This window comes from Pantoea alfalfae (assembly GCF_019880205.1).
GTDB classification, from domain to species: domain Bacteria; phylum Pseudomonadota; class Gammaproteobacteria; order Enterobacterales; family Enterobacteriaceae; genus Pantoea; species Pantoea alfalfae.
The window spans coordinates 3,747,991-3,761,720 of sequence record NZ_CP082292.1 but is presented as its reverse complement, the minus strand read 5'-3'; the positions used below and the strand labels follow the sequence as shown (position 1 = coordinate 3,761,720).

Here is a 13,730-nt window from a genome sequence, read left to right as displayed (position 1 = left end):
GGCGTTTCGCCCCTTTTGTTTTTAAGAGGCCAGCCATCATGATTCCGCTGTTACCGCGTTTATCTGTTCTGTTTCTCTCTCTGTTTCTTTTCGGCTGCAGCTCGACTCCGGATATACCTCCCTTTTCTGCCAGTGGCTATCTTGCCGATCGTGGTGTTGTTCGTATCTGGCGCAAAAATAGCGACCATCAGTCAGTTCATATCCGCACCCTCTATACGCCGTTCAGTGGCGGTGAAGGTGAAGTGACTGACTATGTCTGGCTGGAAGAGTCATTGATCAGCATTCAGCGCCAGGTGAAGGGCAAACAACCTGACGATGTAACCCTGCGCTTCGACCAGGCGGGTGGTCTCAACTTTATGCAGCGCCAGCTTGCAGGCCGGCGTGAAGCGGTCAGCCCGGATGCGGTTGAACTCTATAAGTTTGATGCCGAGCGCATGCGTAACCTCAGCGATGCGCTGTTAAGCGGTCAGGTGTTCCTGAAACAGGGACACTGGCTGGGAAACAATGTGCTGGAGAATTGTGAAGGCCAGCAGGTCAGACCCGCTTTTGATGCTGACGAGGTGCAGATGCTGACACAGCAGCAGCGTAGCGCATCGGCACCGCTGATGGTGTCATGGCTTGAAGCACCTGAAGGAATTCAGTTGTTGCGGGTCAGTCAGAAGGATGACTGCTCACAGCAGCCGACAGAAGACGATATGTGAAGTGAAAAGGGGGCACCAGGTGCCCCCTTCGCTTATTTGCGGTTAATAGCGCGGTAGCCGATATCGCGGCGACAGAAACTGCCCTGCCATGAAATTGGCTTTGTCAGCTCGTAAGCCCGCTTTTGTGCCGCAGCGACATCGTCACCCAGCGCAGTGACGCACAGCACACGGCCACCGTTCGTCAGTACCCGATCCTCTTCCAGACGTGTTCCGGCGTGGAATACCTTGCCGTCGGCAACCTCTTCCAGTGGCAGCCCATGAATCTGATCGCCCTGAGCGTAATTACCCGGATAACCGCCTGCCGCCAGTACCACACCCAGCGCAGGACGGGGATCCCATTGTGACTTTTTCTGATCCAGCTTACCGTCACAGGCAGCCAGGCAAAGATCGACCAGATCCGACTGAAGGCGCAGCATGATCGGCTGCGTTTCCGGATCGCCGAAGCGGCAGTTAAATTCGATTACTTTCGGCTGCCCGGTGTGGTCGATCATCAGACCGGCATAGAGGAAACCGGTGTAGACGTTGCCTTCTGCGGCCATGCCACGCACGGTTGGCCAGATAACCTGATCCATCACGCGCTGGTGGATCTCATCGGTGACAACCGGAGCCGGTGAGTAGGCCCCCATACCACCGGTGTTCGGACCAGTGTCGCCATCGCCGACGCGTTTGTGATCCTGGCTGGTGGCCATCGGCAGTACATGCTCGCCGTCTACCATCACGATGAAGCTGGCTTCTTCGCCATCCAGAAACTCTTCAATCACAATGCGGTGTCCGGCATCGCCAAACGCGTTACCGGCCAGCATATCCTGAACCGCATCCTCAGCTTCCTGCAGCGTCATTGCGACAATCACGCCTTTACCTGCGGCCAGGCCGTCGGCTTTAATAACGATGGGCGCACCTTTCTCACGCAAATATGCGAGAGCAGGCTCAACGTCGGTAAAGTTCTGATACGCCGCGCTGGGGATCTGGTGACGTGCCAGAAAATCTTTGGTGAAGGCTTTAGAGCCTTCCAGCTGTGCCGCGGCCTGCGTCGGACCAAAGATAGCCAGCCCTGCCTTACGGAAGGCATCCACGACGCCAATCACCAGCGGCGCTTCCGGCCCGACAATCGTCAGATCGATCTTTTCACGCTGGGCAAATTCAAGCAGGGCAGGGACATCTGTCGCACTGATCGCGACGTTCTGCAGCGCAGGCTCTAATGCGGTGCCCGCATTACCTGGCGCGACAAATACGGTTTCCGCCAGTGGCGACTGGGCCGCTTTCCAGGCCAGAGCATGTTCACGTCCGCCATTGCCGATTACTAAAATTTTCATCTGTTACTCTCCAGAACGATTAATGGCGGAAGTGGCGCATGTCGGTGAAGATCATCGCAATGTCATGCTCATCGGCTGCCGCAATCACTTCTTCATCGCGGATGGAGCCACCTGGCTGGATAACGCAGCTCACGCCTGCCGCGGCGGCGGCATCAATACCATCGCGGAACGGGAAGAAGGCATCTGACGCCATGGCTGAGCCTTTCACTTCCAGACCTTCATCGGCTGCTTTAATACCCGCAATTTTAGCGGAGTAGACGCGGCTCATCTGACCCGCGCCAATGCCGATAGTCATGTTGTCGCGTGCATACACAATGGCATTGGACTTAACGAACTTCGCGACTTTCCAGCAGAACAGCGCATCACGCAGCTCCTGTTCTGTTGGCTGGCGCTTGCTGACTACACGCAGCTGGCTGGCGTCCACCATGCCGAGATCACGATCCTGGACCAGCAGGCCGCCATTGACGCGTTTAAAATCCAGCGCGGCAGTGCGGTTTTGCCACTGGCCGCAGATCAGGACACGAACATTCTGTTTCGCAGCGGTAATTTTTAGCGCGGCTTCGGAAACGGCAGGCGCGATGATCACCTCAACAAACTGGCGGCTGATAATCGCCTGTGCCGTCGCTTCATCCAGCTCGCGGTTAAAGGCAATGATGCCGCCGAACGCGGAGGTCGGGTCGGTCTGGTAAGCACGCTCATAGGCTGCCAGCAGATTGTCACCGGTCGCGACACCACAGGGGTTAGCATGCTTAACAATGACGCAGGCGGGTTCACTGAACTCTTTAACGCATTCCAGTGCCGCATCCGTGTCAGCAATATTGTTATAGGAGAGCGCTTTGCCCTGAACCTGCTGCGCGGTCGCTACTGACGCTTCAGTAATGTTCTCTTCTATATAGAAGGCAGCATCCTGATGGCTGTTCTCGCCGTAACGCATATCCTGCTTCTTAATGAAGTTCAGATTCAGGGTACGCGGGAAACGGCCAGCGGGCTGATTGCGTTCACCGTGATAGGCCGGCACCAGGGTACCGAAGTAGTTAGCGATCATGCTGTCATAGGCGGCGGTATGTTCGAAGGCTTTGATGGCCAGATCGAAACGGGTCTCAAGCGTCAGCGCGTTCTCATGCGCATCCATTTCAGCAATGATGGCGTCGTAGTCACCGCTGCTGACCACAATGGCGACATCTTTATGGTTCTTGGCAGCAGAGCGCACCATGGTCGGGCCACCGATGTCGATGTTTTCCACCGCCTCTTCCAGTGAACATCCTTCACGGGCGACCGTCTGTGCAAAGGGATAGAGGTTAACGACCACCATGTCGATTGGGCTGATGTCGTGCTGCGCCATGATGGCATCATCCTGGCCGCGACGACCCAGAATGCCGCCATGCACTTTCGGATGCAGGGTTTTGACGCGTCCATCCATCATTTCCGGGAAACCGGTGTAGTCAGAGACTTCAGTAACAGCCAGACCCGCATCCGCCAGAAGGCGAGCGGTTCCACCTGTGGAGAGCAGTTCGACACCGCGACTTGAGAGCGACTGAGCAAATTCGAGGATACCGGCTTTGTCAGAGACACTGAGCAATGCGCGGCGTACAGGACGAGGTTGTTGCATGGTGGTTTATCCCTTGGCTTTGTTTCGCGTATATAAGAGCGTTACGTCAGGCTTTACAGCGGTTTTCTCTTCTATATAAGAAGAAAAAATCAAAAACCTCAGGTAACGCCCCGAAAAGGGGTGTCCGGAATATTGCCCGGCATTGTAGCGAAAACGTTTGCGTGATGCTCGCCTAAATTCATTCAGCCTGCTCTGTGTGGATAACATTGTGCGTAACTGCGTATAACAGCGGCTTTTGCTGTGGAATGCAGCGAACGCTCTTTTTTATGCAATTTATGGGTTGCGACTCTCCGGCAACTCCCTATAATGCGCATCCATCAACACGGCACACCGGAAACGGGAAACGGGTTGAAGGCACAGGAGACTGCGCCGCCGGAGAAAAACTTCTGAGAAAGAGGTTGACTCTGCAGGAGGAAAGCGTAATATACGCCACCTCGCGACAGGACGCTAACGCACTGTTCGCACTGCTCTTTAACAATTTATCAGACAATCTGTGTGGGCACTCGCAGGATTGATATCAGCGTCTTTGGACGCACAAAAATATCAAAGCCTCACGAGTGAACACATAATGAAATTCATTATGACGTTTTACAGATGAGCATCGCTGCACTTGTTGCAGCAAATCAAACTTAAATTGAAGAGTTTGATCATGGCTCAGATTGAACGCTGGCGGCAGGCCTAACACATGCAAGTCGGACGGTAGCACAGAGGAGCTTGCTCCTTGGGTGACGAGTGGCGGACGGGTGAGTAATGTCTGGGGATCTGCCCGATAGAGGGGGATAACCACTGGAAACGGTGGCTAATACCGCATAACGTCGCAAGACCAAAGAGGGGGACCTTCGGGCCTCTCACTATCGGATGAACCCAGATGGGATTAGCTAGTAGGCGGGGTAATGGCCCACCTAGGCGACGATCCCTAGCTGGTCTGAGAGGATGACCAGCCACACTGGAACTGAGACACGGTCCAGACTCCTACGGGAGGCAGCAGTGGGGAATATTGCACAATGGGCGCAAGCCTGATGCAGCCATGCCGCGTGTATGAAGAAGGCCTTCGGGTTGTAAAGTACTTTCAGCGGGGAGGAAGGCGGTGCGGTTAATAACCGCGCCGATTGACGTTACCCGCAGAAGAAGCACCGGCTAACTCCGTGCCAGCAGCCGCGGTAATACGGAGGGTGCAAGCGTTAATCGGAATTACTGGGCGTAAAGCGCACGCAGGCGGTCTGTTAAGTCAGATGTGAAATCCCCGGGCTTAACCTGGGAACTGCATTTGAAACTGGCAGGCTTGAGTCTTGTAGAGGGGGGTAGAATTCCAGGTGTAGCGGTGAAATGCGTAGAGATCTGGAGGAATACCGGTGGCGAAGGCGGCCCCCTGGACAAAGACTGACGCTCAGGTGCGAAAGCGTGGGGAGCAAACAGGATTAGATACCCTGGTAGTCCACGCCGTAAACGATGTCGACTTGGAGGTTGTTCCCTTGAGGAGTGGCTTCCGGAGCTAACGCGTTAAGTCGACCGCCTGGGGAGTACGGCCGCAAGGTTAAAACTCAAATGAATTGACGGGGGCCCGCACAAGCGGTGGAGCATGTGGTTTAATTCGATGCAACGCGAAGAACCTTACCTACTCTTGACATCCACGGAATCTGGCAGAGATGCCTCAGTGCCTTCGGGAACCGTGAGACAGGTGCTGCATGGCTGTCGTCAGCTCGTGTTGTGAAATGTTGGGTTAAGTCCCGCAACGAGCGCAACCCTTATCCTTTGTTGCCAGCGATTCGGTCGGGAACTCAAAGGAGACTGCCGGTGATAAACCGGAGGAAGGTGGGGATGACGTCAAGTCATCATGGCCCTTACGAGTAGGGCTACACACGTGCTACAATGGCGCATACAAAGAGAAGCGACCTCGCGAGAGCAAGCGGACCTCACAAAGTGCGTCGTAGTCCGGATCGGAGTCTGCAACTCGACTCCGTGAAGTCGGAATCGCTAGTAATCGTGGATCAGAATGCCACGGTGAATACGTTCCCGGGCCTTGTACACACCGCCCGTCACACCATGGGAGTGGGTTGCAAAAGAAGTAGGTAGCTTAACCTTCGGGAGGGCGCTTACCACTTTGTGATTCATGACTGGGGTGAAGTCGTAACAAGGTAACCGTAGGGGAACCTGCGGTTGGATCACCTCCTTACCTGAAGATACCTTCCGGCGCAGTGTCCACACAGATTGTCTGATAAAAAAGTAATGAGCAGGACGGCTGCGAAGTCGTGACACTATCGTGTCCCCTTCGTCTAGCGGTTAGGACTCCGCCCTTTCACGGCGGCAACAGGGGTTCGAATCCCCTAGGGGACGCCACCTGCTTGGTGACAGGTGAAAGATGTCTCCATACAGTATCTCAAAGCCGTTCTGGCTGCGTAAGCAGCCGGGTCGCGTTTGAGATATTTGCTCTTTAACAATCCGGAACAAGCTGAAAATTGAAACGACGTGTCGCTTTCATTCTCCGTAACAAGAATGAAAAACGCGGCACGTTCGAGTCTCTCAAATGCTTGCAGTCTGCAGCGTTGCAAAACGCCTGTGGGTTGTGAGGTTAAGCGACTAAGCGTACACGGTGGATGCCCAGGCAGTCAGAGGCGATGAAGGACGTGCTAATCTGCGTAAAGCGACGGTAAGGTGATATGAACCGCTACAGCCGTCGATGTCCGAATGGGGAAACCCGGTGCACTCTGTGCATCATTGCAGCATGAATACATAGTGCTGCAAGGCGAACCGGGGGAACTGAAACATCTAAGTACCCCGAGGAAAAGAAATCAACCGAGATTCCCCCAGTAGCGGCGAGCGAACGGGGAGCAGCCCAGAGCCTGAATCAGCATGTGTGTTAGTGGAAGCGTCTGGAAAGTCGCAGGGTACAGGGTGATACTCCCGTACACAAAAGCACACGCGCTGTGAGCTCGATGAGTAAGGCGGGACACGTGGTATCCTGTCTGAATATGGGGGGACCATCCTCCAAGGCTAAATACTCCTGACTGACCGATAGTGAACCAGTACCGTGAGGGAAAGGCGAAAAGAACCCCGGCGAGGGGAGTGAAACAGAACCTGAAACCGTGTACGTACAAGCAGTGGGAGCCCTCTTTACGGGGGTGACTGCGTACCTTTTGTATAATGGGTCAGCGACTTATATTCTGTAGCAAGGTTAACCGTATAGGGGAGCCGCAGGGAAACCGAGTCTTAACTGGGCGTTAAGTTGCAGGGTATAGACCCGAAACCCGGTGATCTAGCCATGGGCAGGTTGAAGGTTGGGTAACACTAACTGGAGGACCGAACCGACTAATGTTGAAAAATTAGCGGATGACCTGTGGCTGGGGGTGAAAGGCCAATCAAACCGGGAGATAGCTGGTTCTCCCCGAAAGCTATTTAGGTAGCGCCTCGTGAACTCATCTCCGGGGGTAGAGCACTGTTTCGGCTAGGGGGCCATCCCGGCTTACCAACCCGATGCAAACTGCGAATACCGGAGAATGTTATCACGGGAGACACACGGCGGGTGCTAACGTCCGTCGTGAAGAGGGAAACAACCCAGACCGCCAGCTAAGGTCCCAAAGTCATGGTTAAGTGGGAAACGATGTGGGAAGGCACAGACAGCCAGGATGTTGGCTTAGAAGCAGCCATCATTTAAAGAAAGCGTAATAGCTCACTGGTCGAGTCGGCCTGCGCGGAAGATGTAACGGGGCTAAACCATGCACCGAAGCTGCGGCAGCGACACTATGTGTTGTTGGGTAGGGGAGCGTTCTGTAAGCCGTCGAAGGTGTGCTGTGAGGCATGCTGGAGGTATCAGAAGTGCGAATGCTGACATAAGTAACGATAAAGCGGGTGAAAAGCCCGCTCGCCGGAAGACCAAGGGTTCCTGTTCAACGTTAATCGGAGCAGGGTGAGTCGACCCCTAAGGCGAGGCCGAAAGGCGTAGTCGATGGGAAACAGGTTAATATTCCTGTACTCGGTGTTACTGCGAAGGGGGGACGGAGAAGGCTATATCAGCCGGGCGACGGTTGTCCCGGTTTAAGCGTGTAGGCGGAGGGTCCAGGTAAATCCGGTCCCTTATTAACGCTGAGGCGTGACGACGAGGCACTACGGTGCTGAAGTGATAAATGCCCAGCTTCCAGGAAAAGCCTCTAAGCATCAGGTAACACAGAATCGTACCCCAAACCGACACAGGTGGTCAGGTAGAGAATACCAAGGCGCTTGAGAGAACTCGGGTGAAGGAACTAGGCAAAATGGTGCCGTAACTTCGGGAGAAGGCACGCTGGCGCGTAGGTGGAGGGATTTACTCCCCGAGCCGAAGCCAGTCGAAGATACCAGCTGGCTGCAACTGTTTATTAAAAACACAGCACTGTGCAAACACGAAAGTGGACGTATACGGTGTGACGCCTGCCCGGTGCCGGAAGGTTAATTGATGGGGTTATCCGCAAGGAGAAGCTCTTGATCGAAGCCCCGGTAAACGGCGGCCGTAACTATAACGGTCCTAAGGTAGCGAAATTCCTTGTCGGGTAAGTTCCGACCTGCACGAATGGCGTAATGATGGCCAGGCTGTCTCCACCCGAGACTCAGTGAAATTGAACTCGCTGTGAAGATGCAGTGTACCCGCGGCAAGACGGAAAGACCCCGTGAACCTTTACTACAGCTTGACACTGAACATTGAGCCTTGATGTGTAGGATAGGTGGGAGGCTTTGAAGCGCGGACGCCAGTCTGCGTGGAGCCAACCTTGAAATACCACCCTTTAATGTTTGATGTTCTAACGTAGGCCCGTTATCCGGGCTGCGGACAGTGTCTGGTGGGTAGTTTGACTGGGGCGGTCTCCTCCTAAAGAGTAACGGAGGAGCACGAAGGTCAGCTAATCACGGTCGGACATCGTGAGGTTAGTGCAATGGCATAAGCTGGCTTGACTGCGAGAGTGACGGCTCGAGCAGGTGCGAAAGCAGGTCATAGTGATCCGGTGGTTCTGAATGGAAGGGCCATCGCTCAACGGATAAAAGGTACTCCGGGGATAACAGGCTGATACCGCCCAAGAGTTCATATCGACGGCGGTGTTTGGCACCTCGATGTCGGCTCATCACATCCTGGGGCTGAAGTAGGTCCCAAGGGTACGGCTGTTCGCCGTTTAAAGTGGTACGCGAGCTGGGTTTAGAACGTCGTGAGACAGTTCGGTCCCTATCTGCCGTGGGCGCTGGAGAATTGAGGGGGGTTGCTCCTAGTACGAGAGGACCGGAGTGAACGCACCACTGGTGTTCGGGTTGTCATGCCAATGGCACTGCCCGGTAGCTAAGTGCGGAAAAGATAAGTGCTGAAAGCATCTAAGCACGAAACTTGCCCCGAGATGAGTTCTCCCTGACCCCTTGAGGGTCCTGAAGGGACGTTGAAGACTACGACGTTGATAGGCCGGGTGTGTAAGCGCAGCGATGCGTTGAGCTAACCGGTACTAATGACCCGTGAGGCTTAACCTTACAACGCCAGAGGCGTTTTTGAGAGACAGATTTTCAGCTTGTTAACCGGATACAGTTGTGTCCTGCGGGCTGAAGTCCGAAGGATTTTGCGCTGAGGCAAGGCGGCAACCGACCGATACGAAGGAGCATACTGAAGTATGTGACGGAGTAGCGCGAGGGCGGCCAACGCAGCATCAGCACAAAAGACACAGGACAGAGCACAAAGAATTTGCCTGGCGGCTTTAGCGCGGTGGTCCCACCTGACCCCATGCCGAACTCAGAAGTGAAACGCCGTAGCGCCGATGGTAGTGTGGGGCCTCCCCATGCGAGAGTAGGGAACTGCCAGGCATTATATAAGTGAAGAAGCCCCGCACGCAGTGCGGGGCTTTTTTACGTCTGTTGTTTGCCACGTTAAGCTGAAACATTTTCATTTTCTGCATCAAACCTCGACAATCTCTGCTGATCACTATAATGTTGGGCATCCAGATGTCTAAACGTTTATATGGTTGCGAGAGGTGAGCAGGTTATGCCAATCAGGGTTCCCGACGAATTACCGGCAGTGAATTTTTTGCGTGACGAAAATGTCTTTGTGATGACATCGTCGCGCGCCAGTGTTCAGGAGATCCGCCCGCTTAAAGTGCTCATACTGAATCTGATGCCGAAAAAGATCGAAACGGAGAATCAGTTTCTGCGTCTGCTTTCCAACTCGCCCTTACAGATCGATATTCAGCTGCTGCGCATCGACAGCCGCGAGTCACGCAATACGCCCACTGAACACCTCAACAACTTCTACTGCAATTTTGAAGATATCCAGCACGATAACTACGATGGCTTAATCGTGACAGGTGCACCACTCGGGCTGGTTGATTTTAATGATGTCGCTTACTGGCCACAGATTCAGCGCGTTCTGCACTGGGCAAATGAGCACGTCACCTCAACCCTGTTTGTCTGTTGGGCGGTTCAGGCCGCGCTTAACATTCTGTATGGCATTCCCAAGCAAACCCGGCATAACAAACTGTCTGGCGTCTATGAGCATCAGATACTGCATCCCCATGCGTTACTGACCCGCGGTTTTGATGATAATTTCCTCGCACCGCACTCACGCTATGCTGATTTTCCCACTCATTTGATAACGGATTACACCGATCTTGAGCTGTTTGCTGAATCGGAACAAACCGGTGCCTATCTGATGGCGAGTAAAGACAAACGTCTGGTGTTTGTTACCGGTCACCCGGAATATGATGCCCTGACATTGTCTGGTGAGTATCATCGCGATTATGAAGCGGGGGTGAATCCGGAAGTCCCTTATAACTATTTCCCGCAGGATAATCCGGTATTGCCACCCCGCGCCACCTGGCGCAGTCACGGCAATCTGCTGTTCTCGAACTGGCTTAACTACTACGTTTACCAGATCACGCCGTTCGATCTGCGTCACATGAACCCAACGCTGGAATAGTCCCGTCTGAAGATCAACGGAACCGTGTTAGCCGATGGCAACACGGTTTTTTTTCGCCTTCATAACGTTAAATGAAAGCGATTCCTTTAATGGATGAAAATTTTATTGCAGATAAAACACAAGGATAAGTTGATTTTTATTTAAAAATGGAAATAGCTTTTGATTTATAAAAATAAATGATTATGCTCTGATCCTGTCGCTCACAAAACGAACACCGTGTGGATCCGCTGCATTCGATCCTTTGAATACAGGAGAAAGCCAGCATGACAGACTCAGTGATCAGCCATACCCTCTCTTTCAGCCAGCCCTTTAATCATGCCGAACAGCAGCTGTTAACGCCCGAGGCCGTCTCTTTCTTAGAGGGGCTGATTGCACGCTTTGCACCACAACGCGACGTGCTGTTGTCGGCTCGCCAGCAACGTCAGCGTCGATATGACGAGGGCTATCTTCCAGACTTCGATATGGAAACCGCTTCCATAAGAGCCAGCGCGTGGCGTATTCAACCCATTCCGGCAGATTTAAAAGATCGTCGGGTTGAGATCACCGGTCCACCCGAGCGAAAAATGGTGATTAATGCCCTGAATTCAAACGTAAAGGTTTTTATGGCCGACTTTGAGGATTCGCTGTCACCGGAGTGGTCAAAGCTGATTGACGGGCAGCTTACTCTGCGCGAAGCAGTGCTGGGTACGCTGAGTTACACCAGCGACACTGGCAAAATTTATCAGCTCGGCGCTAATCCAGCGGTGCTGATGTGTCGGGTTCGCGGCCTGCATCTGTCAGAAAAACATGTCAGCTGGCAGGGCGAGGCGATTCCGGGTGGGCTGTTTGATTTCGCGCTCTATTTCTTCCACAACGTCCGTCCTTTACTGGCTAAGGGCAGCGGACCTTACTTCTATCTGCCTAAGACTGAGAGCTGGCAGGAGATCGCATGGTGGCGTGAGATCTTTAGCTTCAGCGAGGATCAGTTCGATCTGCCGCGCGGCACGATCAAAGCGACAGTGCTGATCGAAACCTTACCCGCCGTGTTTCAAATGGATGAGATCCTGTGGAATCTGCGCGATCACATTGTGGGCCTCAATTGTGGCCGCTGGGACTACATCTTCAGCTACATCAAAACCCTGAAACAACATGCGGATCGCGTACTGCCGGAGCGCCAGTCTGTCACCATGTCTCAGCCTTTTCTGGATGCTTACTCGCGCCTGCTGATTAAAACCTGTCATCGCCGGGGCGCTTTTGCGATGGGCGGGATGTCTGCGCTGATCCCCGCTAAAGATCCGACGCGCAATGCCTGGGTGCTGCAGCGCGTAACGGAAGATAAAGAGCGGGAGGCGGACAACGGGCATGACGGCACCTGGATTGCGCATCCGGGCCTGGCAGATACCGCCATGGCGGTCTTCAATGCTGCGCTGGGTGACCGGCCGAATCAGCTGCATATTCTGCGCGAAGAAGATGCCCCCATCACGGCGGAGCAGTTACTGGCGCCCTGCCAGGGCGAGCGCACTGAAGCCGGAATGCGCGCCAATATCCGCGTCGCACTGCAATATCTTGAAGCGTGGATTAGCGGCAACGGCTGTGTGCCAATTGACGGACTGATGGAGGATGCCGCGACTGCTGAGATCGCACGCACCTCAATCTGGCAATGGATTCGCCACCAGCAAATGCTGAGCAGTGGCCAGCAGGTCACGGCCGAACTGTTTCTGCGCTGGCTGAATGAAGAGCTGCATCTGCTGCAAAACGCGCTGGGCGAAGCCCGTTTTAGTGCCGGTCGCTATGACGACGCGGCACAGTTGATGGCGCAGATCACTACCGAACGCGAGCTGGTTTCCTTTCTTACCCTGCCAGGCTACCGCCTGATCCCCTGAACAGAGGAGCTATTGCCATGACACGTACTCAACAGATAGATCAACTGGAACAACTCTGGCAGACCGCACGCTGGCAGGGCATTACCCGCCCTTACAGCGCAGCAGAGGTTGTCAATCTGCGCGGTTCTGTTCTTCCCGCCTGTACGCTGGCAGAGCGCGGTGCGGAAAAATTATGGGCGCTGCTGAACGGGGAGGCGAAGAAAGGGTACATCAACAGTCTGGGTGCGCTCAGCGGCGGGCAGGCACTGCAGCAGGCCAAAGCGGGCATTGAAGCAATTTACCTTTCTGGCTGGCAGGTGGCTGCGGATGCCAACGTGGCAGGGCAGATGTATCCCGATCAGTCTCTCTATCCGGTGAACTCGGTGCCGGAAGTGGTGACCCGCATTAATCAGACCTTTCAGCGTGCCGATCAGATTCAGTGGTCCAGTGGCATCGAAAAGGATGACAGCCGGTACACCGATTTCTTCCTGCCGATTGTTGCCGATGCGGAAGCCGGTTTTGGCGGCGTACTCAATGCGTATGAGCTGATGAAGGCGATGATTCAGGCGGGCGCGGCTGCGGTCCACTTCGAAGATCAGCTGGCGGCGGTAAAAAAATGCGGTCACATGGGCGGTAAAGTGCTGGTACCGACTCAGGAAGCGATTCAGAAACTGGTGGCGGCACGGCTGGCTGCGGATGTAATGGGCGTACCCACCGTGCTGCTGGCCCGCACTGACGCCGACGCCGCTGACCTGATTACCTCAGACTGCGATGAATACGATCGTCCCTTTATCCCTGGTGACCGGACGGCAGAAGGCTTTTTCCGCACCCACGCTGGCATTGAACAGGCGATCAGCCGCGGGCTGGCCTATGCACCTTATGCTGACATCCTGTGGTGCGAAACCTCGACGCCGGATCTGGCGATGGCACAGCGCTTTGCCGACGCCATTCATGCGCGCTTCCCGGGCAAACTGCTGGCTTACAACTGCTCACCGTCGTTCAACTGGAAGAAGAACCTCGATGATCGCACCATCGCGAAGTTCCAGCAGGCGCTCAGCGACATGGGCTATCGTTTCCAGTTCATCACGCTGGCGGGCATCCACAGCATGTGGTTCAACATGTTCGATCTGGCGCATGCCTACGCCCAGGGCGAAGGCATGCGTCACTACGTGGAAAAAGTGCAGCAGCCTGAGTTCGCTGCCCGCGATCGCGGTTACAGCTTCTCGTCACATCAGCAGGAAGTGGGCACCGGTTATTTCGATCAGGTGACCAACATCATTCAGGGCGGTAAGTCTTCAGTCACCGCGCTTACCGGTTCGACCGAAGAGCATCAGTTCTGACGCTTCTTCTATGACG

The 13,730-nt window shown here is 54.4% G+C and carries 6 protein-coding genes, 1 tRNA gene and 3 rRNA genes; 8 read left to right on the top strand and 2 right to left on the bottom strand.

Annotated elements, in window-relative coordinates; translation table 11 throughout:
* Nucleotides 1-38 precede the first annotated feature (38 nt).
* Nucleotides 39-701 (top strand): DUF1481 domain-containing protein, encoded by a 663-nt coding sequence (locus tag K6R05_RS17550; protein ID WP_161736288.1) that lies wholly within the window; start codon nucleotides 39-41, stop codon nucleotides 699-701.
* A 32-nt stretch (nucleotides 702-733) separates the two neighbouring features.
* On the opposite strand, the gene purD is transcribed toward K6R05_RS17550, so the two are convergent.
* Entirely contained in the window at nucleotides 734-2,014 is a 1,281-nt protein-coding gene (purD, locus tag K6R05_RS17545; RefSeq protein ID WP_161736289.1) for a phosphoribosylamine--glycine ligase, read from the bottom strand.
* Between the two features lie 19 nt (nucleotides 2,015-2,033).
* On the bottom strand, nucleotides 2,034-3,623 hold the full coding sequence (gene purH, locus K6R05_RS17540) for a bifunctional phosphoribosylaminoimidazolecarboxamide formyltransferase/IMP cyclohydrolase (RefSeq protein WP_222924733.1): 1,590 nt from the start codon (nucleotides 3,621-3,623) through the stop codon (nucleotides 2,034-2,036).
* 631 nt (nucleotides 3,624-4,254) lie between these two features.
* Between purH and K6R05_RS17535 the strand changes: the two genes are divergently transcribed.
* The 7 genes from K6R05_RS17535 (at nucleotide 4,255) to aceA (ending at nucleotide 13,714) form a co-directional block, all read left to right on the top strand.
* Nucleotides 4,255-5,796: ribosomal RNA gene (locus tag K6R05_RS17535) — 16S ribosomal RNA — on the top strand.
* 89 nt (nucleotides 5,797-5,885) lie between these two features.
* Nucleotides 5,886-5,960 (top strand) — tRNA-Glu (locus K6R05_RS17530).
* A gap of 230 nt (nucleotides 5,961-6,190) precedes the next feature.
* A 23S ribosomal RNA gene (locus K6R05_RS17525) occupies nucleotides 6,191-9,098 on the top strand.
* A 211-nt stretch (nucleotides 9,099-9,309) separates the two neighbouring features.
* Nucleotides 9,310-9,425 (top strand): 5S ribosomal RNA (gene rrf / locus K6R05_RS17520).
* The 16S, 23S and 5S rRNA genes sit together here with 1 tRNA gene alongside, the layout of an rRNA operon.
* 178 nt (nucleotides 9,426-9,603) lie before the next feature.
* Nucleotides 9,604-10,533: a homoserine O-acetyltransferase MetA gene (gene metA, locus K6R05_RS17515; RefSeq protein WP_010252696.1), complete on the top strand. Its 930-nt coding sequence runs from the start codon at nucleotides 9,604-9,606 to the stop codon at nucleotides 10,531-10,533.
* Between the two features lie 263 nt (nucleotides 10,534-10,796).
* Nucleotides 10,797-12,395 carry a malate synthase A gene (gene aceB / locus K6R05_RS17510; protein WP_222924732.1) on the top strand — a complete coding sequence of 533 codons (1,599 nt, stop codon included), beginning with the start codon at nucleotides 10,797-10,799 and terminating at the stop codon, nucleotides 12,393-12,395.
* A 17-nt stretch (nucleotides 12,396-12,412) separates the two neighbouring features.
* Nucleotides 12,413-13,714, top strand: a complete 1,302-nt coding sequence (gene aceA, locus K6R05_RS17505; RefSeq protein ID WP_161733477.1) for an isocitrate lyase — start codon at nucleotides 12,413-12,415, stop codon at nucleotides 13,712-13,714.
* Nucleotides 13,715-13,730: the final 16 nt, after the last annotated feature.

Coding starts and splice junctions, on each gene's coding strand:
- purH (WP_222924733.1), bottom strand. CDS start 3,623: ATGCAACAACCTCGTCCTGTACGCCGCGCATTGCTCAGTGTCTCTGAC.
- metA (WP_010252696.1), top strand. CDS start 9,604: ATGCCAATCAGGGTTCCCGACGAATTACCGGCAGTGAATTTTTTGCGT.
- aceB (WP_222924732.1), top strand. CDS start 10,797: ATGACAGACTCAGTGATCAGCCATACCCTCTCTTTCAGCCAGCCCTTT.
- purD (WP_161736289.1), bottom strand. CDS start 2,014: ATGAAAATTTTAGTAATCGGCAATGGCGGACGTGAACATGCTCTGGCC.
- aceA (WP_161733477.1), top strand. CDS start 12,413: ATGACACGTACTCAACAGATAGATCAACTGGAACAACTCTGGCAGACC.
- K6R05_RS17550 (WP_161736288.1), top strand. CDS start 39: ATGATTCCGCTGTTACCGCGTTTATCTGTTCTGTTTCTCTCTCTGTTT.